Below are 23,669 nucleotides of genomic sequence, written 5' to 3'. Positions count from 1 at the left end.
ATAGGATAATCAAATGATAAGAGGTTCAATTGTATGTATGACATTACCATTCCAAAAGAAGCTTTATTACCCCGTGAACGTCTGGTGCAATTAGGGGCTGAAAAACTTAGCAATCAAGAATTATTAGCGATAGTATTAAGGACAGGTACTAAAAAAGAGCCTGTTATGGCTCTTTCTCAATCAATTTTGTCTGAGCTTGATAGTTTAGCAGAGTTGCACGACCTGTCGCTCCAAGAACTTCAGGAAATTCATGGCATTGGACAAGCAAAATCAACAGAACTAAAAGCCATGCTTGAGTTAGCAAAAAGAATCCAGGCGTCTGAGAAAAAACGCTCAGAGAGGATGACAGGGAGCCAACAAGTCGCTAGAAAAATGATGATAGAGATTGGTAGAGAGAAGCAAGAACATCTTGTTGTTCTTTATCTTGATACACAAAATCGTATTATTGAACAGCGTACTATTTTTATCGGTACGGTCAGACGATCAGTTGCCGAACCTCGCGAGATTTTGTATTATGCTTGTAAAAATATGGCAACGTCAATGATTTTAGTGCATAATCATCCTTCTGGTACAGTAGAACCGAGTGAAAATGATTTACGTTTTACAGAAAAATTAAAACGTTGTTGTGACGATATGGGCATGATACTCTTAGATCATCTGATTATCGGACAGAAAGACTATTTCAGTTTTCGTGAAGAATCAGACCTTCTTTAGAGTTCATTGACCACAAAGTCAAACAGGCTTTGGTCAATTGGGCGGCTATTGATTAACAATTCAGGATGCCATTGGACACCCAGATAAGGCACTTTTTGATGCTTGTATTGGACAGCTTCAATAGTGCCATCTTTTGGATCTTGGGCAATGACTTCTAACTCACTAGCCAGATGATCAATACTTTGATGGTGAAATGAGTTAATGGTATTTCTTTCACCATAGATAGCTCGAAGAGGCGTTCCTTCTTTAACAAGCATTTCCTGTGTCAAATAGTCAGCGGGATCATCCTGCCAATGATTTTCAATATCTTGATGGAGGCTACCGCCAAGAGCAACGTTCATCAACTGAGTTCCTCGACAAACAGTGAATATGGGCTTTTGTTGTTTTAGAGCTTCAGCAAGAAGAGCGATTTCAAATAGATCTCGCTCTTCAAAGAAGTCATCATTATTTTTAGCCTGGTTTTCTTGCCCGTAGAGAGCAGGATTAACATTTTGGCCACCAGGTAAAATAAGTTTATCAACCATAGATATATACTGCCGAGCTGTGTCAGTATCAGAAATCGGTAAAATGAGTGGTAAACCACCAGCCCTTTTTACACCCTCGACAAAACCATGAGGAACATAGTCTCTTAGTAAACCATTTTCAGGATTGACACGACGATTACCAGCTATTCCTATAATGGGTTGCTTAGTCATGGACTAGTTTTGTTTTTGATTCATAAAGTAAAGAAGTGTTTGTAACTCACTTGTCAAATCAACATATTGCACAACAACATCTTTTGGTACAGATAAGTGAACAGGTGAAAAGCTTAGAATACCCTTAATACCAGCTTCTACCAACTGATCTGCAACTTCTTGGGCTTGGAGGCTTGGAACAGTAAGGATAGCTGTTTCAATATCTGTATCCTTGAGAGTTTCTTTGATAGTAGAGATACCATGAATTGGAATACCGTCTGGAGAGCTTGTTCCAACGATATCATTATCATCACGATCAAAAGCAATAGCAATTTGCATCTTGTTGCGATCATGGAAGCGATAGTGCATAAGGGCACGACCAATATTACCAACACCAACAAGAGTAACATTAGTTGTAGAGTGATCATCAAGAATATCAGCGAAGAAATTCATGAGTTTTTTGACATCGTAACCAAAACCGCGACGCCCTAACTCACCGAAATGGGAAAAGTCACGACGGACAGTAGCAGAGTCAATTCCCATAGCATCTGCGATTTGTTTAGAGCTTGCTTTTTCGATATTATCAGTGTTAAAACGTTTAAAGATACGGTAATACAGTGATAAGCGTTTGGCTGTCGCTTTAGGAATAGTTTTTTCAACAGACATGGCTGTCTCCTTTTCTAAGATGTATCTTGAGCTTAAACAATACATCACTTGTTTTAATCATTTTACTTACCTATTTTAAATAATCCTTGTGAAAAATGCAACTTTAATGTCTGAAATTGTTACAAGGGGAGGGCTCAGAAGGAATTGACAATCCTTTATCTGGAGATAGCAGTTTTATCAAAGACTTGATGATAGAGGGAAGATGGTGTCCTTATAACTTAGTCGAGTACTCTCCTTTAGATATAAAATAGATGATTATAGTAATCATTTTTAGATGAAATCACTAAATGGCCTGCTAATATCACCGTTTAGTTAAGTAAGTTTAGTGAAAAGCATTACGTTTGAGATGATAATCTTTTGAATTAACTTTGATATATCATGACTAGAAACACATAGTACTCTATGGGATAATCTTCGCTTGACTCATATGCAATCTCGTCTGACAGTTAATTCATTTGACTACAGTATTCATTCATAGAAGCCCAAGCAAAAGGGTAATAGAATAAGTGATTATCATAAAAAGAGAGTATGATGACTTCTTAAAAATCTAAGAAGCTATCTTACTCTCTTAAGAGGTTATTAATCGAGATTTTGTTTCTCTAAGCTATAAAAGAGATTGCCAAAGTTACCTGTGTAATCAATTGTCTGATCCTTATAAATAACTTTAGTAACAGTGAAATGATCAGCAATCCCAATCATACAAGCCATTTGTGCTTGGCGATAAGCATCATAATTAGCATAGCTGATTTCTTTTTCTTGTTTAGCATCATTAAGGTAAGTGATGGTTAACATGCTAGCCTCCTATTGTTCTATTTTGGTAAATACATGACGTTCAACAAGACTATCCATAAGGAAATAGAACTTATCTTGAAGAATTTTGTGATCTTCAGATTTAAAGATGTTAACGAGGCGGAGACCAGACTGATCAGTGATGTTTAATTTAAAACCTGTCAAATCCTTATGGATAACAATTTTTAAGAGAAAACCAACACCAGAATTAGGCAGTTCTTCTAAAATACGGCTCAATTCAAGGTGACCAACCTTATTTTCAGAAAAGGTTAAATCTTTAAGGGCATATTTTTTGATGTTGGGATCAATTGCATAAGTGTAGCGACAGTCTTTAAGTGAAATGGATTGTTCAAAAGCCATTAGTTATCTCCTAATAATGATTTTAATAAATGCGCTAATCCGATCACCTCATCTTCGGTATTCAATTCTGAAAAGCTGATACGGATTGATTCTTGAAGTCTTGGAGAGTTATCTCCATATTTAGCAGCTAAAACATGACTGGGATCGACAGTTCCTGCTGTGCATGCTGAGCCTGTTGAAACGGAATAGCCTTGTAGGTCAAGTTGAGTTAATAAGATGCCATTATTAGCACCTGGGAATCCAATGTTAACGACATGTGGCATAGCCAATTCATTCGTATTGAGATAATAGTTCAGTCCATCAAGATGCTCTAAGAAGGTTTCTTTTAGGTGACTGACTTTAGACCAATTATTGGCAAGATTGTTTTGGGCATCTGCTAATGCTTTAGCCATCCCTGCAATACTAATAAGATTTTCTGTACTCGCACGATGTTTGCTTTCTTGCTCGCCACCATGTAACAAGGAATCAAACTGTTTTTGGTGATGATAGAGGATACCCACGCCTTTAGGACCATGAAATTTATGAGCTGATATGGACATAAAATCAATACCAAGTGCCTCTGGTTCAAGAGCTATCTTTCCTGCTACTTGTACAGCGTCAACATGGAAGGCAGCAGGATGCTCTTTCAATAGAGAAGCGATATCAGCAATAGGAAGGAGGTCACCAGTTTCATTATTGGCGTACATGAGACTGACGAGAATCGTATCATCACGTAAGGCAGAGCGAACTTCTTCAGGACCTATGGTACCATTGACTGGCTGTAGATAGGTGACATCAAAACCAAAACGTTCTTCTAAGTAAGACAAGGTATGGAGAACAGAGTGATGTTCGATAGCAGAAGTGATAATATGTTTTCTTTGATGCTGATGAGCTAAAGCGTAGCCTTTTAAAACAGTATTGTTACTTTCAGTGCCACCAGAGGTAAATATAATATTATTTGGAGATGTTTTCATCATTGCTGCGATGGTCTGTCGGTATTCTCTTAATTTTTGACTAGCTAATCGTCCATGTGCGTGAATACTTGACGGGTTAGTCAACTGAAGAGCCATCGCTGCTGTCATTTCAGCAATAACGGCTTCTGTTAAGGGAGTGGTTGCAGCATTATCCAAATAAATCAAAATATCTTAATCCTCGTTGTGATGAAATGTAAAGAGTGGGCTGAGTGGTTGTCTTTCTTGAATACGAACGATAGCATCTGCAAATAAATCACTAGCAGTGATATATTTAGCATTTTGCGGCACACGTTCTTTAGACAAAACAGAGTCTGTTAAAAGAATTTCTTTGATAGGAGCAGCTTCTAAAATATCAGCAGCACCTCCAGCAAAGAGACCATGACTGGCTACAGCATAAATGTCAGTAGCGCCTCCGCGTTTAACAATTTTACTTGCTTCTGCAAAAGTTTTACCAGTATTTAGAATATCATCGATAAGAATAGCTTTTTTACCAGAAACATCACCGATGATGTAGCCTTCTTCTCGATGACTATCGTCTTCCTGAGCATAGTCAATAATAGCGATAGGGGCATCAAGATATTCAGCTAGGCTGCGAGCGCGCTTAATACCAGAATTTTTTGGACTAACGACAACAATATCTTCTCCAGAGAAGCCTTTATTGATGTAGTGTTCTGCAAATAAAGGAGTAGTGAATAAGTTATCAACTGGAATGTTAAAGAATCCTTGGACTTGAACAGCATGGAGATCAAGGGTTACAATACGATCAACTCCTGCCTTAACTAACATATTGGCTACTAGTTTTGCCGTGATAGGTTCACGAGAAGCAGCAACACGGTCTTGACGTGAATAACCAAAATATGGCATTACAGCAGTAATAGAGTTGGCACTTGCACGCTTACAAGCATCAATCATGATGAGCAATTCCCAAAGATTATCATTAACTGGAAAACTAGTAGATTGAATGATATAGATATCATCTCCACGAACACTCTCTTCAATATTAATCATGATCTCACCATCTGAGAATTGACGAGAAGACACTTTTCCAAGAGGAATTCCAGAGGCTTCCGAAATTTTTTCAGCGATGTCATTGTTTGATGTCAATGAAAAAAGTTTCATTTGAGGGGTGGCGTTTTTTTGTGCCATGACAAAATACTCCTTAATTTATTAATTCCTTTTTATTTTACCAAAAAAAGGAAGAAAAATACATGGAGAGTTACTGCTTAAGGAACTGGTTATTAATTAATAGAAAATAAAACTAATTAGTGATAAAGTAATGTTAAAACAAAGTGGAGAGCAAGGAGCAATCATGCAAGCCATTAGGGGAATACATCACATTAGTGCTATGGTTGGCGATTTGGAAAAGGTATTGTCCTTTTATAGAAAAATTCTTGGATTACGACTGGTCAAAAAAACAGTCAATTTTGATGATAAAATCGGTTATCATCTTTACTTTGGAAGTCAATCGGCTCTGCTTGGTCCTCTGATAACTTTCTTTCCACAACAACTTCAAACAGGTCACAAAGGGAGTGGTCAAGTGGGGAAAATAGCTTTTAGGGTTCCCATTAACCAACTGGACTATTGGGAAAATCACCTAAAATCTTTCGGTATCAAAACTAAGAAAGGTTATTGGTTTCAAGATAAAGCACTTTATTTCAATGATTTTGACCAACTTGAGCTAGCATTAATTGTTTCGGCACAAATATCAAACAATCCTGAAATACAAGCTTTTCATGGACTTAGCATTTACTCTAGTCAGCCACAAGCGTCAAAAGAATTTTTGGGAAAGACTATGGGATTTCTTGCTGTAAGTGAGGATGAAGAGCATTTTTACCTAAAGATTCCTGGAAAAAGATATGAGGAGCTACTCATTGAGCAATTCGTATCGCCGGCTGGTATATGGGGTGTGGGAACGGTTCATCATTTTGCTCGGTCGGTATTAGATGAGATTGAGGAAGAGGCTTGGAGAAAATTTCTGATAGACGAGGGACGAGATGTGACAATTCTTAGAGATCGAAAATATTTTAAGTCTATTTATTTTAGAGAGCCCGGTCAAGTTATTTTTGAAATGGCAACGGAAGCTCCAGGGCTTTTGGTTGATGAAAGTAAAGAGGAACTCGGGAAACAGTTACAGTTACCACAAAATACGAACGACATTGCCAACAGATTGAAGAGGTCTTGCTTAGAATAGATTAAGATTAGTGACTTATCATGAAAAGAGTAGTAAGTAAGGTCTAACTAAAACGACTTGGAATGAACGTTTCTTAATAGCGTCATTCTAAGCCGTTTTATGTTTTAAATGTTTTTTGCCTAATTTCCACTTAACGGAATGATGTTAAAGAATTTTCTTAGGCTTGTTGCTATCTATTTTGAAGGGTTGCAGCAAATCTAGCAACCTTGCTTTTAGCGTATTTATAATTGATATTATGCCGTTTTAAGTATTCGTCAAAATCTTTTTGCCCTTTTTCGGCATCCTCGACCTCTAATTCTAATTCGTAATCAATGCGGTCCGAGTAATGATTTTTATCCAGAGCTAATAGACCAATAGGCAGACGCGTTTCACGTCTAATGGTCGTCAAGTGTCCCAAAACGGTAAGGTTTTCGAGAGGGATTTTTTTATCGGTTAATAATTCTCTAATATGACAATCAGGAAAGCAACCGGTGTCCATGATTTCTCTTGCTTCTTTTTTTGTTAAGGAAACATTGTACTCCATAGTACCAACTGTCTCAGGTATTTTCAAGGTTAACTCAGCTAACTTATCAAAGGTACGGATACGAAGGGATAACTTTTTAGAACGCATATCACCTTCTGGTGTATCAAAATAATAATTAGTCTGAGTAATAGGATTGACGTGCATTAATAGGTTTTGTAGATGATTGAACTCTGCTTTATTCAGCATGGTCTTGTATTCAATTTCGAGATTAGTCATAGGCGATTTGCTTTCCTTTTTTGGACTGAATATTATGTTATAATAATGATTAGATTTATTTTATACAAAAGTCCTCTTTTTTACAAGAATGTACCGTAAAACAAGTAAGGAAATAGAGAGGAGTCTTCAATGACAATGGATTGGGAAGAATTTCTAGACCCTTATATTCAAGCCGTTGGCGAATTGAAAATTAAACTGAGGGGAATCCGTAAGCAATATCGTAAACAACAAAAGCATTCTCCTATTGAATTTGTAACTGGACGAGTCAAATCAGTCGAGAGTATTCAAGAAAAGATGGCTCTACGAGGGGTTCTTTTAGAGAATGTTGCTCAGGATATTCAAGACATCGCTGGCCTCAGAGTGATGGTTCAGTTTGTTGATGATGTGGATGAGGTCTTAAGACTTTTAAGACAACGTCATGATTTAAAAGTTGTTCAAGAGAGAGATTACATTAGACATATGAAGTCAAGTGGCTATCGTTCGTATCATGTAGTAGTTGAATACCCTGTTGATACGATTGATGGACAAAAGACGATTTTAGCAGAGATTCAAATTAGAACATTGGCCATGAATTTTTGGGCAACGATAGAGCATTCCTTGAACTATAAATATCAGGGAGATTTTCCAGATGATATCAAGCAACGCTTGGAGATAACTGCAAAGATTGCCCTTGAATTGGATGAGGAGATGCGAAAGATCAAAGAAGATATTCAAGAAGCGCAGTTGCTTTTTGATCCAGCCAATAGAAGTTTAAGTGATGGTGTAGGAAATAGTGATGACACAGATGAATATTACAGATAAGCCAATAAGAATTGCCATTATTGCTAATGGTAAGTATCAAAGTAAACGAATTGCCTCAAAGATTTTCAATGTTCTTCGTGATGATCCAGACTTTTATTTGAGTAAAAAAAATCCTGATGTTGTGATTACAATCGGTGGCGATGGTATGCTTTTATCAGCTTTTCACATGTATGAGAAGGAACTGGATACGGTTCGTTTTGTTGGTATTCATACAGGGCACTTAGGATTTTATACGGATTATCGTGATTTTGAAGTTGATAAGCTCATTGACACACTACGCCAAGATCAAGGAGATAGTATTTCTTACCCTATTCTCAAGGTTAAGGTTACTTTGGACGATGGTAGGGTCTATCGCTCGCGCGCGCTTAATGAAGCAACAGTTAAGCGTATCGAAAAAACCATGGTGGCAGATGTCATGATTAATAAAGTAAAATTTGAACGTTTTCGTGGGGATGGCATCTTAGTATCAACGCCGACAGGAAGTACAGCCTATAATAAATCTTTAGGTGGCGCTGTTCTTCATCCCACTATTGAAGCTCTTCAAATGACAGAAATCTCAAGTATTAATAATCGTGTTTTCCGCACCTTGGGCTCCTCATTGATTATTCCTAAGGATGACCGTATTGTCTTGGTTCCTAAACGTCTGGGAACCTATACGGTTTCGATTGATAATAAGACTTATCATCATAAAAACATTGCCAAAGTAGAATTTTACATTTCTAATCATAAGATTCATTTTGTATCAACGCCTAGTCACACAAGCTTCTGGGCAAGGGTCAAGGATGCCTTTATTGGAGATTTGGATTCATGAGATTTGAATTTGTTGCTCATAGACCAGGCAAGGTCAAGTCTCTTCTGAAAGAACATGATATTTCTAAAGGTCTCCTAGCTAAAATTAAGTTTAAAGGTGGCCATATTTGGGTAAATGAGAGAGAACAAAATGCTATTCATATTGTTGATGTCGGAGATGTGATTGCTGTTGATATTCCCGATGAATTGCCTTATGAAAAACTAGAGCCTATTGATATGCCTTTAGCGGTTGTGGCTGAGGACGATCATTTTTTAGTCTTAAATAAGCCTTCAGGTGTGGCTAGTATTCCAAGTGTCAATCATTCTAATACCATGGCGAATTTTGTTAAAGGCTATTTTATAAAACAGAAGTATCCTAACTTACAAGTTCATATTGTCACGCGTTTAGATCGTGATACTAGTGGCCTTATGTTATTTGCTAAGCATGGTTATGCTCATGCTCGTTTAGATAAGCAGTTGCAGAAGAAGGTCATTGAAAAACGTTATTTTGCTCTTGTTTCGGGAAAAGGTAACTTAGACAAGCACGGGGAAATCATTGCGCCTATTGCGCGTGATGAGGATTCTATTATCACGCGTCGGGTTCACCATTCAGGAAAATATGCACATACGACTTATGAAGTAGTTGCTTCATATGGTGATGTTCATTTGGTTGATATACGACTTCATACAGGAAGGACACACCAGATTCGTGTCCATTTCGCTCATATTGGTTTTCCCTTACTTGGAGACGATTTATACGGAGGACGCATGGATTTGGGGATAGAGCGACAGGCCCTACACTGTCATACTTTATCTTTCTTCGATCCTTTCATAGAAGAAAGAGTGACTCACGAGCTTGGCTTGACAAATGATTTCGAAAACGTTATCATAGCATTAGAAAATGATAATAGATAGAGGTATTTTTTAACAATGGAAGGTATTCGTTCACTGTTTGGTGGTTTGCGTGAAAAAATTGCTGGGAAACATGTTAAAATCGTTTTTCCAGAAGGAGACGATGAACGTGTTGTTCGTGCAGCAGCTCGTTTAAAATTTGAAGGACTGGTTGATCCAATCATCCTAGGTAAGCCAGAAGAAGTTAGAGCTTTACTTGCAAAATTAGGTTTCGAAGATCCCAAATCTAAAATTATTGATCCAGAAACTTACGAGGATTTTGAAGCAATGAAAGAAGAGTTTGTTAACATCCGTAAAGGAAAAGCAACTCTAGAAGATGCTGATAAAATGCTTCGTGATGTGAACTATTTTGGTGTTATGTTGGTCCAAATGGGACTTGCTGATGGTATGGTATCTGGTGCGATTCATTCAACTGCAGATACAGTTCGTCCAGCGCTTCAAATCATCAAAACAAAACCAGGCATTTCTCGTACATCAGGTGTTTTCTTGATGAACCGTGAAAATACCAATGAACGCTATATCATGGCTGACTGTGCTATTAATATTGAACCAAGTGCTCAAGAGTTAGCTGAAATTGCAGTTAATACTGCACAGACGGCAGCTATCTTTGATATTGATCCTAAAGTAGCTATGTTGAGCTTCTCAACAAAAGGTTCTGGTAAATCTCCGCAAGTTGATAAAGTTGCTGAGGCAACCAAGTTGGCTAAAGAGATGGCTCCAGAGCTTGCCTTAGATGGTGAGTTGCAGTTTGATGCTGCCTTTGTTCCGGCGACTGCAGCAATCAAAGCACCAGATAGCGATGTTGCTGGTCAAGCCAATACATTTGTCTTCCCGGACCTCCAATCAGGTAACATTGGTTACAAGATAGCGCAACGTTTAGGTATGTTTGATGCTATTGGACCTATTCTTCAAGGACTTAACAAGCCGGTTAATGACCTTTCTCGTGGTTCAAGTGCTGATGATATCTATAAACTTGGCATCATTACAGCTGCACAAGCCTTAGAAGAAAAATAATATTAAAAGCTGAGTTGATACTCGGCTTTTGTCGTACAGTAAAGGAGAAAATAGAATGGTAAAAACGGCATTAGTAACTGGAGCAACTGCTGGATTTGGAACGTCGATTGCAAGAGAATTAGTTGCCAAGGGGTATCAGGTGATTGGAACAGGTCGCCGACTGGAACGTTTGGATGCTTTGAAAAAAGAATTAGGGGACAGTTTCTGCCCCCTTCAAATGGATTTGTTATCAAAAGAGACTATCACAGCAGCACTCAATAGTATTCCGGAGCCATTTAAGACTATTGATATCTTAATCAATAATGCTGGTCTAGCACTGGGGCTTGAAAAAGCCAATGAAGCCAATTTTGAAGATTGGGAAACAATGATTATGACTAATATTATGGGTCTAACCTATTTGACTCATCAAATCTTACCTGATATGGTTAAACGTCAATCCGGTTATGTGATTAATATTGGTTCAATTGCAGGAAATTATCCTTATCCAGGTGGTAATGTCTATGGAGCAACGAAAGCTTTTGTCAAACAATTTTCCCTTAATCTTCGAGCTGATTTAGCTGGAACTCATGTTAGAGTAACAAACATTGAGCCTGGTCTTGCTGGTGGAACAGAGTTCTCAAATGTTCGTTTTAAAGGGGATAATGAAAAAGCAAGTCAACTCTATGAAAAAGCTAACAGCCTTCAGCCAGAAGATATTGCTAGAACAGTTCTCTGGTTGGTTGAGCAGCCAGAACATATGAATGTCAATCGTATTGAAATCATGCCAACCTCTCAAAGCTTTGGGGCTTTACCTGTTTTTAAGGAATAGTGAGGGAAACTAGAGAGAAGTAATCAGTTGTTTTTTTAAATAGCCAAAAAAGATTGAGGTAAAACATTTTTAGATAAAAATAGAGATTCACGTTTTCGTGAGTCTCTATTTTATGTTATCATTATCTATTTTTGTGATTTGGTGATAGACTAAGTACCACTTTTCATTCCGTCGCCAGAGGCTCATGTGTTGCTTGTTTTCCAAAGTGTAGGTTAGTAACTTTGTTTTTTGACTAATGTTTTTAACTTGAAAGTCGGTGAAATTGGCAGGGTAAAAGATTTTTTTATCGATGACTTTTTTCTTGTCAAAGATTTTCCCATCAGATTCAACCATAAAGAAATCTTCAGAAATATACTGCTCATAGTCCGGAATTTTTGACAATATAACCATTTCATTTTTGTATAGTTTTTTGACAACGTTGCCGAAAATTTCATCTTCAGGAATAGCGGCAGGTTCAACATGGATATCAATATCATAAACTGAAAAACGTTCACTTAGCATTTCTTCAACTTGCTCTGTAATATCATGGCTTTCATAAACAGAGAGGTCGGGATTCATTTCTAGAACAATATCAAGGTAAATATTACTGCCATAAGTTCGACCACGTTGGGATTTAACAGCCGTAATTTTAGGTATTTCTAGGATGGCTGCTTCATATTTTTTGAGTTGTGCTTGGTCAAAACCATCTGAGAGGCTAAAGGTTGCTTCCATGAAAATGTCGTAAGCGGTTTTCAAGATAAAAAATGTGATGATGATAGCGACCAACTTGTCAATGATGGTAAAATGTAGCGACGTTGCTATGATAGCGACAGAAGTCCCCAAAGAGGTGAGAGCATCAGAGAGATTATCTTTTGAGGCTGCAACAAGAGCACTAGATTTTACTTTTTTAGATAAGAATTTATTGTAGCTATAAACACCGAACATAACAAGGGCAGAAACGAGCCCTACAATAGCCCCCAGGGGATCAATGGGCGTTTCTTTACCCGATATTATTTTTTGAATGGTCTGGATTAATACCTGAAAACCAACCAAAAACATGATAAATGATGTGATGAGACTAGAGAGATCTTCAATCTTCCAGTGCCCAAAACGATGGTCTTCATCAGCTGGTTGACTGGCTAAATGAAGACCAATCAAGAGAGCAACGTTTCCAACAATATCAGATAGGTTATTAAAACCATCGGCTATTAAGGATGATGAGTCCAACCAGTAACCAGAAATGAGTTTTCCGATAGTTAGAAGAATATAAGCAGAGATGCTAAGAATTGGTCCACGTTTGGCCAATCGTAGATTTTCAGAAGGATATGACATGGGGTTCCTCTATTTTTGATACTTTTTGAGTGGTTGAATAATACCTTATTGATTACGTTTTGTGATAAATTAGCTTTGTTTTTCAATATTAACTTTATTATTATAGCACAAGAGTGGAATTGGGAAGCACATGATAAACTAAAAAAGTTCCTCTTAACCTCTCTATACATAGAGGTTAAGAGGAACTCTATTCGCGGAAACTGAGTATTGCACCTAGCTTTAACGTTTTTACTTTTGTTTAGCAAAGTATTTCTTTGTTTCACTAACGATAATTGGCGATAAACCAAGTAGTGCGATTAAGTTAGGAAAGGCCATAAGACCGTTAACAATATCTGCTAAAACCCAAATGGTATCAAGACTGATATAGCCTCCGATGGCAATCATGATAACATATAAGATACGGTAAATAATGATTGATTTGCTACCAAAGAGGAATTCAAAACAACGTTCGCCGTAGTAGGACCAACCAAGGATGGTTGTAAAGGCAAATAGCACAAGACTGACTGTCAAGGCAATCTGACCGATATTTCCAAAGACTTCACCAAAGGCAAATTGTGTCAAGATAGCACCGTTTAAGTTTGTTGTCCAACCATCGGTAACAATAATTGAGAGACCTGTAAGGGTACAAATAATAATGGTGTCGATAAAGGTACCTGTCATTGAAATCAACCCTTGCTCAACAGGTTCGTTGGTACGGGCAGCAGCAGCAGCGATTGGGGCGGAACCAAGACCAGATTCATTAGAGAAAACACCGCGAGCAACACCTGATTGAATAGCTAGCAAGAATCCTGCACCTGCAAAGCCACCTAGAGCAGCTTGACCAGTAAAAGCAGACTTAAAAATAAGGATAATACTTGGTAAGATATTATCAGCATGAAAAGCAATAACTACTAGAGCAGCTAGGATATATATTCCAGCCATGAATGGGACTAATTTTTCAGAAACCTTTGAAATAGATTGGATACCGCCAAAGATAATGATAGCTACAATAACAGCTAAAATAGGACTGACAAGCTGTGGAGAAATTCCAATAGTATTTTTAAGAGAGTCTGTAATAGAATTAACTTGAGTAAAGGTCCCAGACCCAAGAAGGGCTACCATTACTCCAAAGATTGAGAAGAGAATGGCTAACCATTTCCATTTTTGGCCTAAACCGTTGGTAATGTAGTACATGGGACCACCGGCTTTTTCGCCATTTTCGTCGGTAACGCGATATTTGATAGCTAAGAGACCTTCGGCGTATTTTGTTGCCATTCCAAAGAAGGCAGCTACCCACATCCAAAAGAGGGCACCAGGTCCACCAAGTTTAATAGCAGTAGCAACGCCAACAATGTTACCAGTACCGACTGTTGCTGCGAGGGCAGTTGCTAAAGCAGCAAAACTAGAAATATCTCCGTCGCCATTGGCATCGTCTGAAAAAATGAGTTTGAGGGCAGTAGGGAGTTTAAGGATTTGAATAAGTCCAAGACGGCTAGATAAGAAGATACCAGTCCCAACTAAAAGAATGAGTAAGGGAGGTCCCCAGACATAGCCATCAATTGACGATAGTAATTCGTACATGTTTGTATTTTCTTTCTATAAATAATTATTGCAAATGTAAATTGCCGTTGTCTATTATATAGCGACAGGAAATGTTTTGTCAAATAGAGAAAATACGTTAGCTACTGAGTAGTGTCAGTTAGTTATTATTAAAATAATGCTTTGTTTCCTTAATAATAACTGGAGAAAGGGACAATAGAGCAATTAAATTAGGAACAGCCATAAGCCCATTAACGATGTCCGCTAAAATCCAGATTAAGTCAAGGCTGAGAAAGCCACCAAGGGTAACCATGATAACGAAAACCAATCGATAAAGCGCAAGATATCTTACACCAAATAAAAATTCAAAGCAGCGTTCACCGTAATATGACCAACCAAGGATTGTTGTAAAAGCAAATAGTGTGAGTGAAACAGTTAAGGCTATAACTCCCCAATTACCGAAAATGTCAGCGAAAGCAGCCTGCGTTAGAGGAGCTCCGTCAAGAGACGTCGTCCATTGACCAGTTACAAGAATGGCTAAGCCTGTGAGGGTGCAGATAATGATAGTATCGATAAAGGTACCAGTCATAGAAATTAAACCTTGTTCAACAGGTTCTTCGGTTTTTGCAGCGGCAGCAGCGATAGGTGCAGAACCAAGACCTGATTCATTAGAGAAAACGCCACGCGCAATCCCTTTTTGAATAGCTTCTTTAACAACAGCTCCAGTAAAGCCACCAATTGCAGCTGTTTTTGTAAAAGCTGAAGTGAAAACAAGTGAAATCGTTGGAATAATGTGTTTGTAATGGAAGATAATGACTAATAAAGCTGCGATAATGTAGAGTCCTGCCATAAATGGAACAAGTTTTTCAGAAATTTTAGAGATGGTTTGAATACCACCAAAAATAATGAAGGCAGTCAAGATACCTAGAATAACACTAATGATTTTTGGTGAGAGACCAAAACTATTCTCTAACGAAGAGGTGATAGAATTAACTTGAGTGAAGGTTCCAATACCAAACCAGGCTACTAAAACGCCTGCGACCGCAAAAAAGATAGCGAGTGGTTTCCATTTAGCTCCCATACCGTTAATGATGTAGTACATTGGTCCTCCAGAGACGTCACCATTAGCATCCTTACTACGGTATTTAATGGCAAGAAGTCCCTCAGCGTATTTAGTCGCCATCCCAAAGAAAGCCGCAACCCACATCCAAAAGAGAGCCCCAGGGCCGCCACTTTTAATAGCAGTAGCTACACCAACGATATTACCAGTACCAACAGTTGCTGCAAGCGCCGTTGCAAGCGCTGCAAAACTGGAAATATCCCCTTCACCCTTGTCATCAGTAAAAATAAGTTGAAAGGCTTTAGGCAATTTTGTCATCTGAAGTAATCCTAATCGTACTGTAAGGTAAATACCTGTCCCGACTAGCAGGATAAGAAGTGGAGGTCCCCAAACAAAACTATCTAGTTGCGAGAAAAAAGCAATCATAATAATCTCCTTAGCCGAATACAGTTGTTAAGCAAAAGTAAGATAAGAAAAAACCATCTCGGTTGAGATGGTTGTATGGTTACTAACGGAATAGGCTATGATGAACGTTAAAAAGTCGTATCAAAATAGGACCTCAAAAACACGTGTGCTTCAGATGGTCACTGCTTCTGTCCTTTTGCCTGAGAGATTGAGCATTGCCTTGCCCCTTCGGCGCCTCATCAAAGAGGTCTCTCCAGAAGTCCGTCAGTAAACCAGTCCCACCTCATAAAAGGCACCTGAGAGTATAACTCCTTCGGCGATAACGGTTAGGCTATCTTCTCCTGATTAACATCATTCGGTATATTTTATTTTGACTTATCATAAAGCAATCTGATTAACTTGTCAAGATTATTTTTAAAAAATTTAAAAAATATCCTAGAAAACGGATGTTAACAGGGTTTTCTAAAAGTGGAAAATTTCTATGAGATTTTATAGGCTAAACATGGTAAAATGTTATTGATTATTGTTATTATAAACAACAAAGTAACAGAGGAGTGAGAACATGAATATTAATCTTATTTTATCAGTAGTTATGCTTTTTATTGGTTTGATATTTTTAATCTTATCATTTATTTTTCCATCTGAAATAAGGATAGGTAGTTTCATCGTTTCGTCACTTTTGTCGTTTTATTTTTATTCTCTCTATAAAAGAGATAAATACAAGTAATTTTGTAAAAGAAAGAGGACTTTATGAATCCTTTATTAAATGGAATGAATGATCGTCAGGCAGAAGCGGTGCAGACTACAGAAGGACCGCTTTTAATTATGGCGGGAGCAGGGTCGGGTAAAACACGTGTTTTGACCCATCGTATCGCTTACTTAATTGATGAAAAATATGTGAATCCTTGGAATATCCTCGCTATCACCTTTACCAATAAGGCGGCGCGTGAGATGAGAGAACGTGCTATGGCGCTAAATCCAGCAACTCAGGATACTCTGATTGCAACTTTCCACTCGATGTGTGTGCGTATTTTGCGTCGCGAAGCTGATCATATTGGCTACAACCGCAACTTTACCATCGTTGACCCTGGTGAGCAACGGACTCTGATGAAAAGGATTCTCAAAAATCTTAATTTAGATCCTAAAAATTGGAATGAACGATCAATTTTGGGGACTATTTCAAACGCTAAGAATGATTTATTAGATGAGAAGGCTTATGAGATGCAGGCTGGCGATATGTACACGCAGATCGTTGCCAAATGTTATAAGGCTTATCAGGAAGAGTTACGTCGTTCTGAGTCCATGGATTTTGATGATTTGATCATGATGACTTTGCGTCTTTTTGATCAAAATCCTGATGTGCTTGCCTACTACCAACAACGCTATCAGTATATCCACGTCGACGAGTATCAAGATACCAACCATGCACAGTATCAACTCGTTAAATTACTGGCTTCTCGTTTCAAAAATATCTGTGTGGTTGGGGATGCTGATCAGTCTATCTACGGCTGGCGTGGCGCTGATATGCAAAATATCTTGGACTTTGAAAAAGATTATCCGCAAGCTAAGGTAGTCTTACTCGAGGAAAATTACCGTTCGACCAAGAAAATTCTTCAAGCTGCCAATGAGGTCATTAATAACAACCGAAATCGTCGTCCCAAAAAACTTTGGACACAGAATGCTGATGGTGAGCAGTTAGTTTATTATCGTGCTAATAATGAGCAGGATGAAGCCGTCTTTGTTGCGTCAACTATTTCAAACATGGCGCGTGAAATGGGCAAAAATTTTAAAGATTTTGCCGTTCTTTATCGTACGAATGCTCAGTCCCGTACCATTGAAGAAGCACTACTCAAATCTAACATTCCTTACACTATGGTTGGTGGCACCAAGTTCTACAGCCGTAAGGAAATTCGTGATGTTATTTCTTATTTGAATGTTATTGCTAATACGGCGGATAATATTTCTTATGAGCGTATCGTCAATGAACCTAAACGAGGAGTTGGACCTGGTACTCTTGAAAAAATTCGTACCTTTGCTAATACGCAAAACATGAGCCTTCTTGATGCGTCCGAGCAAATCATGTTGTCAGGTGTCAAAGGAAAAGCTGCCCAGGCAGTTTGGGATTTAGCCAATCTGCTCTTAAATCTTCGTGCTAACTTAGATAAGTACAGTATCACTGAGTTGGTTGAAGCTGTTTTGGAAAAATCTGGCTACCTAGAGGCTTTACAATTGCAGAATACTCTAGAAAGTCAGGCTCGTATTGAAAATATTGAAGAGTTTCTCTCAGTCACCAAAAACTTTGATGAAACTAACGAAGATGGTCCTGAAGATGAATCTGGCATTGATAAACTTGGTCGTTTTCTCAATGATTTGGCCCTAATAGCAGATACGGATGATGGCAAAGAAGAAGCTGCAGAAGTAACCTTGATGACCCTTCATGCTGCCAAAGGCTTGGAATTCCCTGTTGTTTTCTTGATTGGTATGGAGGAAGGTGTCTTTCCATTGTCTCGTGCCGCAGAAGACCCAGATGAATTAGAAGAAGAACGTCGTTTAGCCTATGTAGGGATTACCCGTGCGGAAGAAGTGCTCTTTATGACCAATGCTAATACACGAACTCTCTTTGGTAAAACGTCTTATAACCGTCCAACACGCTTTCTCAGAGAGATTTCAGATGATCTTCTTCAATATCAAGGCTTGGCAAGACCAGCCAATTCATCATTTGGTATCAAATATACCAAAAATCAACCTACTCAATTTGGTCAAGGAATGAGTTTATCTCAAGCTCTTCAAGAGAGGAAGTCTCAAGCACAACCTCGGTCTGCATCACAATCCTCTATAGTAAGCAAAGGACCGTTACCATTTGGTAAATCAAGCCAAGCAAAATCAGAATCTGTTGATTGGCAAATTGGAGATATTGCCCTTCATAAAAAGTGGGGAGAAGGTACTGTTCTTGAAGTTTCAGGTTCGGGATCGACTCAGGAATTGAAAATCAAATTTCCAGAGATTGGCTTAAAAAAACTATTAGCAGCTGTAGCCCCGATAGAGAAAAAATAGAGTTATCAAAGAATCTGGTATGTTACCAGGTTCTTTTTCTATTAAAAAAACGAACATTTTACATAAGATTAAGAAAGGAAGTAGACTTTTGAAATGAAAGCGCTTATAATAGTTGTAAGAAGGGGCAAAGATTTCCACAGGATTGTGATATAAAGATAACAGGGCTTTGATCGGGTGTCTTTTCACGGAAGGTGAGAGGAATGACATAACATTATTAATAGAAAGAAAAGCAACTTTTTCATAGAATATTAAAAATTTTGAAAAAAGTTTTTGAAAATAGAGCAAACTAGTTGAATTTTTACTGCAATAGTGTATAATAACAATATAAATTAAATGAAATGTGGTTAGTTTTGAGAATGCTGATTTATAAACATAGAGAACGTTTTCTTTGTTTCATCAAAAATTCTATTATGAAACTATACACGATTATTTAATTTATAAATGGTCACTTTGACCGTTTCTCGAGAGAAATTATTTTAAAATTGTTTAGATACTTTTAAAAAAGTATCCAGTTTAACTCTATTGAGTTCTGAATATAGAAAGGTTATATCTTATGATTTCATTTATTTGGTCACTTATCGTTGGAGCACTTATTGGTCTTGTTGCTGGAGCAATCACTAAAAAAGGTGGTTCTATGGGTTGGATCGCTAATATCTTAGCTGGTATTGCTGGTTCATGGGTCGGACAAGCTCTATTTGGTGCTTGGGGTCCTAGTCTTGCTGGTATGGCACTTATTCCATCAATTATTGGTGCGGTTATCGTTGTTATTGTTGTATCATTTGTAATTTCAAAAACAAAATAATTTTATAAAGGAGACGTTATGGCAAAAGGATTGAAAATTTTCTATAGCCTTATTGGCTTAGTGCTCCTCACAATACTTGGTAATGTCATCGTTCTTAATCAAAGGTTCTTGAACCTACAAGCCTTCTCATGGCTTCCTGTTGACTATCGCCCAACAGTTTTCTTTAGGGAAATACTAGCTCAATATCTCTTGTGGGCCGCTACTATCTTGTTTGTTCTTGTTTTAGTAACTATTCTTGTTATTTTATTCTTCCCACGTCGTTATAGTGAAGTAGAATTACAAGATAAACAAGGAAAATTGAAGCTAAAAAAATCAGCCGTAGAAGGTTACGTGAAGAGCCTTGTTGAATCAGAAGGTTTGATGAAAAACCCTAAGGTAACAGCTCATCTTTATAAAAAGAAATTTAAGGTTGATGTTAAAGGGCAGGTTGTTCCTAGAACGAAAGTTATCGCAAATACTGAACAACTCAAAAAGGATGTTGAAACAGGTTTGAAAGCTTTCTTCGGTATCGAGCATGATGTAGACTTTAATGTGAAAGTCAAAGATGTTGTTGAGGAAAAAACACTCAAAACAGGTCGTGTAGAGTAGGAGTGTCGTATGGAAATAGTTGAAAAATATAAATACCCCATCATTGGTGGAGGGATAGCTTTCTTCTTAGCGCTTCTACTAGTGACATTTGGTTTCTTTAAAACATTATTCATTCTTATTTTGGTTGTTGCTGGTAGCTATGCTGCTTATTATGCCGAACAAACAGGTTTGATTGATCGTTTTTTAGAGAACTTTAAATAAGTTAACAAAATATTATTCTTAACATTTTAGAAAGAGGTACTATTATGGTAGAAAACATTTCAGTAAACAACAATCCAGTTGATCCAAAAGCAATTCGTGGGCAGTTGACATATGAAGACAAAGTTATTGAAAAAATTGTAGGTCTTGCAGTTGAACACGTTAATGGTTTACTTGCTATCAATGGTGGTTTCTTCTCAAATATCAAAGAAAAATTGGTTAATACGAACAACGTTACTGACGGTGTCAATGTTGAAGTGGGTACGAAACAAGTAGCAGTTGATTTAGATGCTGTTGTAGAATACCAACAACACGTTCCAACAATCTTTGATCAAATTAAAAAAGTTGTTGAAGAAGAAATCACAAAGATGACTGACCTCGAAGTAGTTGAAGTGAACGTAAATGTTGTTGATATTAAAACACGTGCACAACATGAAGCTGATTCAGTTTCTCTACAAGATCGTGTAGCAAGTGGTGCTCAGGCAACTAGTGACTTTGTTTCAAATCAATACGATAATGCCAAAGGTGCGGTAAGCCATGGTGTTGATCGTGTTCAGGAACAACGTGAGCCACGCGTAAAATAAGTAGTTAGTCAGTTTTTATCCTTAGGAGGAAGTAAGATGTCTGAAGAAAAATTTGATGCAAAAGTAGAAAAAGTTTCTGGTAGTGTTAAAGAAGGTCTTGGAAAAGTGACTGGTGATAAGCGTACAGAAACTGAAGGTAAAGCCGAGAAAGCATCTGGTAGCGTTAAAGAAAAAATTGCTGACGCAAAAGATACCGTAAAGGGCGCTATTGACGGTCTTAAAAATAATTAATCATATTTAGAAACAGGTAACATAATGACAGAAATTAAAAGCACAGTAACTTATGATGAAAAAGTGATCCAAAAAATTGTTGGACATGCTCTTGAAAATATCGAAGGTCTTTTGGCTGTCAGTGGTGGATTCTTCTCTAATGTCAAGGATAAGCTGGTAAACTCTGATGATGTGACTACCGGTGTTAATGTTGAAGTCGGAAAAGAAGAAGTTGCAACTGATCTTGACGTTATTGTTGAGTATGGAAAAGACATCCCTGCAATCGCTGAAGGTATCAAGGCTATTGTAGCTCAAAATGTTGAAGTGATGACACATTTGAAAGTTGTTGAAGTTAATGTCAATGTTGTTGATGTTATGACTCGTGAAGAATATGAAGCTTCATCTGTAACACTTCAAGATCGTGTTGAATCAGGCTACGAAACTGCCAAAGAAGCAACAGCAGCTGGTTACGAACGTGCCAAAGAAGCAGCATCAGCAGGTTATGAACGCACGAAAGAAGCAGCGCAAAATGCTGGTGAGTATATTTCAGAGAAATCTGGTGAAGCTCGTGAGTATGCCTCAGAGAAAGCAGTAGAAGCCAAGGAATTTACAGCTGAAAAAACTGAACAAGCCAAAGAGTTTGCTTCAGAAAAAAAAGCTCAAGTCAAAGAAGCTATGTCGAATGATGATGAAGCTGTAACTTATACAGCTACAGTTGATAGTGATGTAGTTGTTGCTGACTAAGTGATTCTTAGATGGTGGAAGGTTGGGAGAAATCCTAACCTTTTTAGCATACATTATGACAATCTGAGGGTAAGGGTATTATCTGTATCTATTTTCAGATTCATCAGAAGAGCATCTTAGAGTAAACGAGATGGGGGGGACATATTTTGCGGTATTGTCAAGTCTGATGGAAGATGATAAAATCAAATCGGAGGAAAAAATGATGCGAAGTGTTAATTCAGAAGTTAGAAGTTCTAAGTATCAACAAGTAGCTGTCGCAGTTGCCAAACGGATTGCTGATGGTGACTATGAAGTAGGTGAAAAACTGAAGTCACGCTCAACATTAGCAAGTACCTTTAATGTCTCACCAGAAACAGCACGAAAAGGCTTAAATATTCTGGCTGACATGCATATTGTTAGTTTGAAGCATGGTAGCGGAGCTATCGTACTGTCAAAAGAAAAAGCAGAAGATTTTTTAAAAAATTATGAATCTACACATTCTATTGCAATGATAAAGAATAAGATTCGTGAAAACATTAAAAAACAAGTCGATGAGCTAGAGTCACTAACAGATTTAGTTGATGAGTATTTGTTGCAGAGCCAGTCTGTTAGTCGAAAATACCCATTTACACCTTATGAAATTATTTTGACAGAATCAGCAAGTCACTTGGGGGAATCTATTCGTGACTTAAATATATGGCATCAAACGGGAGCGACGATTGTTGGTATTGAGCATGAAGGAATACTGCTGTTATCACCTAGTCCATATGCAGTTCTTGAGCCAGGGGATCATATCTTTTTTGTAGGTGATGATTTGGCTTATTCTAGACTGAAAAATCTTTTTAATCTCAATGTAGGATTATAAGGAGATAGGAAGGGGGAACAAAATTCGGTAACTCGAAGAGTTCGATTTCCCTCACTCTTTTATTTCTAGGTGCGGGCTAAAACGGTCTATCCTGACCGTTTTACTCCCACCTCCGCACAGTTGAGTCGGGGTGTAAAAGCTAATCATAACAGTGCTTTAAATCTACTCAATCACTGCGTCCTACTTATCTAACTAAATAACCTAAAAAGGCAGGGATTTTTTCCTAGCCTCTTTTTACTTGTTAAAAAAGTTATTTTGTATTAAAATACTAATGATAGATTTAAAAAAATATCTTTGCAGGATGGAGGGAATAATTTGCAGCATAGTTTGATTTTGGAAGACATTGCAACTATCTTTAAAGGGAGGGCAGTTCCTTCTAAGGCTGAGGGAGATAGGATTGCTGTTATTAATATTGTAGATGTTCAAAATGGTATTATTGATTATGATCAACTAAAATCCTATGATGAAAAAGAATCATTAGTTTTGAAATACTATTTAAAGTCTGGTGATCTTTTGATCTCATCAAAAGGAACTCAGTTAAAATTAGCAATTTTTGAAGAACAAAACAAGCCAGTGGTAGCTTCATCTAATTTCACAATTATCCGTCCCTCTTCTAAGGTCAGAGGATATTATCTGAAATTATTTTTTGAGACAGAAACTGGTCGGAAGTTATTGATGGAAACAGATCGTGGCAAGTCTGTTATGAATTTATCAACGAGCGATATTGCTGGGATATCGATACCCATGATACCACTAGTCAAGCAAGATTATGCGATAAGTCGCTATTTGAGAGGGCAGGCTGATTATCAACGAAAATTGGAAAGAGCCAATCAAGAATGGCAATATATAGAGGATGAGGTTAAGCGAACATTATTCCCAAAATAGGAAAGCCAGTAAGTGATATTGCTGTTCTAAAATAAGCATTATACTTTATCAAGGAG

Annotated in this window: 25 protein-coding genes, 1 pseudogene and 1 riboswitch; of the genes and pseudogenes, 16 read left to right on the top strand and 10 right to left on the bottom strand. The window is 37.7% G+C overall.

Annotated features, from left to right (window positions below):
* The first annotated feature begins 33 nt into the window (after nt 1-33).
* The gene (gene radC / locus C0J00_RS05515) at nt 34-714 is read left to right on the top strand and encodes a RadC family protein (RefSeq protein ID WP_104967929.1); all 681 of its coding nucleotides are present in this window, start codon (nt 34-36) and stop codon (nt 712-714) included.
* Here radC and C0J00_RS05510 read toward each other — a convergent pair.
* The 6 genes from C0J00_RS05510 to C0J00_RS05485 form a co-directional block, all read right to left on the bottom strand.
* On the bottom strand, nt 711-1,409 hold the full coding sequence (locus tag C0J00_RS05510; protein WP_104967928.1) for a gamma-glutamyl-gamma-aminobutyrate hydrolase family protein: 699 nt from the start codon (nt 1,407-1,409) through the stop codon (nt 711-713). The genes radC and C0J00_RS05510 overlap by 4 nt on opposite strands.
* Nucleotides 1,410-1,412: 3 nt before the next feature.
* Complete coding sequence (locus tag C0J00_RS05505; protein ID WP_104967927.1) at nt 1,413-2,054, bottom strand: redox-sensing transcriptional repressor Rex; 642 nt, start codon at nt 2,052-2,054, stop codon at nt 1,413-1,415.
* Nucleotides 2,055-2,633: 579 nt separating this feature from the next.
* Entirely contained in the window at nt 2,634-2,846 is a 213-nt protein-coding gene (locus C0J00_RS05500; protein ID WP_104967926.1) for a DUF4649 family protein, read from the bottom strand.
* A gap of 9 nt (nt 2,847-2,855) precedes the next feature.
* Nucleotides 2,856-3,203 (bottom strand): DUF1831 domain-containing protein, encoded by a 348-nt coding sequence (locus C0J00_RS05495; protein WP_104967925.1) that lies wholly within the window; start codon nt 3,201-3,203, stop codon nt 2,856-2,858.
* On the bottom strand, nt 3,203-4,321 hold the full coding sequence (locus tag C0J00_RS05490) for a cysteine desulfurase family protein (protein WP_104967924.1): 1,119 nt from the start codon (nt 4,319-4,321) through the stop codon (nt 3,203-3,205). Before C0J00_RS05490 ends, C0J00_RS05495 begins: the two co-directional genes overlap by 1 nt.
* A 6-nt stretch (nt 4,322-4,327) precedes the next feature.
* Complete coding sequence (locus C0J00_RS05485) at nt 4,328-5,302, bottom strand: ribose-phosphate diphosphokinase (RefSeq protein WP_104967923.1); 975 nt, start codon at nt 5,300-5,302, stop codon at nt 4,328-4,330.
* Between the two features lie 130 nt (nt 5,303-5,432).
* On the opposite strand from C0J00_RS05485, the gene C0J00_RS05480 reads away from it, so the two are divergent.
* The gene (locus C0J00_RS05480) at nt 5,433-6,347 is read left to right on the top strand and encodes a VOC family protein (RefSeq protein ID WP_233995822.1); all 915 of its coding nucleotides are present in this window, start codon (nt 5,433-5,435) and stop codon (nt 6,345-6,347) included.
* Between the two features lie 169 nt (nt 6,348-6,516).
* On the opposite strand, the gene C0J00_RS05475 is transcribed toward C0J00_RS05480, so the two are convergent.
* Nucleotides 6,517-7,086 carry a CYTH domain-containing protein gene (locus C0J00_RS05475; protein ID WP_104967921.1) on the bottom strand — a complete coding sequence of 190 codons (570 nt, stop codon included), beginning with the start codon at nt 7,084-7,086 and terminating at the stop codon, nt 6,517-6,519.
* Between the two features lie 129 nt (nt 7,087-7,215).
* Between C0J00_RS05475 and C0J00_RS05470 the strand changes: the two genes are divergently transcribed.
* The 5 genes from C0J00_RS05470 to C0J00_RS05450 are packed head-to-tail and all read left to right on the top strand — an operon-like array spanning nt 7,216 to nt 11,410.
* A complete protein-coding gene (locus C0J00_RS05470; RefSeq protein ID WP_104967920.1) occupies nt 7,216-7,887 on the top strand; it encodes a GTP pyrophosphokinase in 672 nt (223 codons plus the stop codon).
* Entirely contained in the window at nt 7,862-8,698 is an 837-nt protein-coding gene (locus tag C0J00_RS05465) for an NAD kinase (protein ID WP_104967919.1), read from the top strand. The genes C0J00_RS05470 and C0J00_RS05465 overlap by 26 nt, the downstream gene beginning before the upstream one ends.
* The gene (locus C0J00_RS05460) at nt 8,695-9,591 is read left to right on the top strand and encodes an RluA family pseudouridine synthase (protein WP_104967918.1); all 897 of its coding nucleotides are present in this window, start codon (nt 8,695-8,697) and stop codon (nt 9,589-9,591) included. Before C0J00_RS05465 ends, C0J00_RS05460 begins: the two co-directional genes overlap by 4 nt.
* Nucleotides 9,592-9,606: 15 nt before the next feature.
* Nucleotides 9,607-10,602 carry a phosphate acetyltransferase gene (gene pta, locus C0J00_RS05455; protein ID WP_104967917.1) on the top strand — a complete coding sequence of 332 codons (996 nt, stop codon included), beginning with the start codon at nt 9,607-9,609 and terminating at the stop codon, nt 10,600-10,602.
* A 55-nt stretch (nt 10,603-10,657) separates the two neighbouring features.
* Nucleotides 10,658-11,410, top strand: a complete 753-nt coding sequence (locus C0J00_RS05450) for an SDR family oxidoreductase (protein ID WP_104967916.1) — start codon at nt 10,658-10,660, stop codon at nt 11,408-11,410.
* A gap of 105 nt (nt 11,411-11,515) precedes the next feature.
* On the opposite strand, the gene C0J00_RS05445 is transcribed toward C0J00_RS05450, so the two are convergent.
* The 3 genes from C0J00_RS05445 to C0J00_RS05435 all read right to left on the bottom strand — a co-directional run bounded on the left by C0J00_RS05445 (nt 11,516) and on the right by C0J00_RS05435 (nt 15,725).
* The gene (locus tag C0J00_RS05445) at nt 11,516-12,721 is read right to left on the bottom strand and encodes a cation diffusion facilitator family transporter (RefSeq protein WP_104967915.1); all 1,206 of its coding nucleotides are present in this window, start codon (nt 12,719-12,721) and stop codon (nt 11,516-11,518) included.
* 228 nt (nt 12,722-12,949) lie between these two features.
* On the bottom strand, nt 12,950-14,281 hold the full coding sequence (locus C0J00_RS05440) for an alanine/glycine:cation symporter family protein (protein ID WP_104967914.1): 1,332 nt from the start codon (nt 14,279-14,281) through the stop codon (nt 12,950-12,952).
* Between the two features lie 118 nt (nt 14,282-14,399).
* Complete coding sequence (locus tag C0J00_RS05435) at nt 14,400-15,725, bottom strand: alanine/glycine:cation symporter family protein (protein WP_104967913.1); 1,326 nt, start codon at nt 15,723-15,725, stop codon at nt 14,400-14,402.
* A 157-nt stretch (nt 15,726-15,882) separates the two neighbouring features.
* A riboswitch (glycine riboswitch) is annotated at nt 15,883-15,971 on the bottom strand.
* A gap of 483 nt (nt 15,972-16,454) precedes the next feature.
* Between C0J00_RS05435 and pcrA the strand changes: the two genes are divergently transcribed.
* From pcrA to C0J00_RS05390, 9 genes and pseudogenes are all read left to right on the top strand, one after another.
* Nucleotides 16,455-18,758: a DNA helicase PcrA gene (pcrA, locus tag C0J00_RS05430; RefSeq protein WP_104967912.1), complete on the top strand. Its 2,304-nt coding sequence runs from the start codon at nt 16,455-16,457 to the stop codon at nt 18,756-18,758.
* A 553-nt stretch (nt 18,759-19,311) separates the two neighbouring features.
* A complete protein-coding gene (locus tag C0J00_RS05425) occupies nt 19,312-19,560 on the top strand; it encodes a GlsB/YeaQ/YmgE family stress response membrane protein (RefSeq protein ID WP_199773953.1) in 249 nt (82 codons plus the stop codon).
* An 18-nt stretch (nt 19,561-19,578) separates the two neighbouring features.
* A complete protein-coding gene (gene amaP, locus C0J00_RS05420; RefSeq protein ID WP_104967911.1) occupies nt 19,579-20,148 on the top strand; it encodes an alkaline shock response membrane anchor protein AmaP in 570 nt (189 codons plus the stop codon).
* Nucleotides 20,149-20,157: 9 nt separating this feature from the next.
* A complete protein-coding gene (locus tag C0J00_RS05415) occupies nt 20,158-20,349 on the top strand; it encodes a DUF2273 domain-containing protein (protein WP_104967910.1) in 192 nt (63 codons plus the stop codon).
* Nucleotides 20,350-20,393: 44 nt separating this feature from the next.
* The gene (locus C0J00_RS05410; protein ID WP_104967909.1) at nt 20,394-20,930 is read left to right on the top strand and encodes an Asp23/Gls24 family envelope stress response protein; all 537 of its coding nucleotides are present in this window, start codon (nt 20,394-20,396) and stop codon (nt 20,928-20,930) included.
* 36 nt (nt 20,931-20,966) lie between these two features.
* On the top strand, nt 20,967-21,161 hold the full coding sequence (locus C0J00_RS05405; protein ID WP_104967908.1) for a CsbD family protein: 195 nt from the start codon (nt 20,967-20,969) through the stop codon (nt 21,159-21,161).
* Nucleotides 21,162-21,185: 24 nt separating this feature from the next.
* Nucleotides 21,186-21,710: pseudogene (locus tag C0J00_RS05400) on the top strand (Asp23/Gls24 family envelope stress response protein); the annotation flags it as partial.
* A gap of 376 nt (nt 21,711-22,086) precedes the next feature.
* The gene (locus tag C0J00_RS05395; protein ID WP_104968845.1) at nt 22,087-22,728 is read left to right on the top strand and encodes a GntR family transcriptional regulator; all 642 of its coding nucleotides are present in this window, start codon (nt 22,087-22,089) and stop codon (nt 22,726-22,728) included.
* A 315-nt stretch (nt 22,729-23,043) separates the two neighbouring features.
* Nucleotides 23,044-23,613 carry a restriction endonuclease subunit S gene (locus C0J00_RS05390; protein ID WP_104967906.1) on the top strand — a complete coding sequence of 190 codons (570 nt, stop codon included), beginning with the start codon at nt 23,044-23,046 and terminating at the stop codon, nt 23,611-23,613.
* Nucleotides 23,614-23,669: the final 56 nt, after the last annotated feature.

Source organism: Streptococcus pluranimalium (assembly GCF_002953735.1).
In the GTDB taxonomy this organism is placed as follows: domain Bacteria; phylum Bacillota; class Bacilli; order Lactobacillales; family Streptococcaceae; genus Streptococcus; species Streptococcus pluranimalium.
Note: the sequence above shows the minus strand (reverse complement) of the source record. Positions and strands in the feature narration are given on the sequence as shown.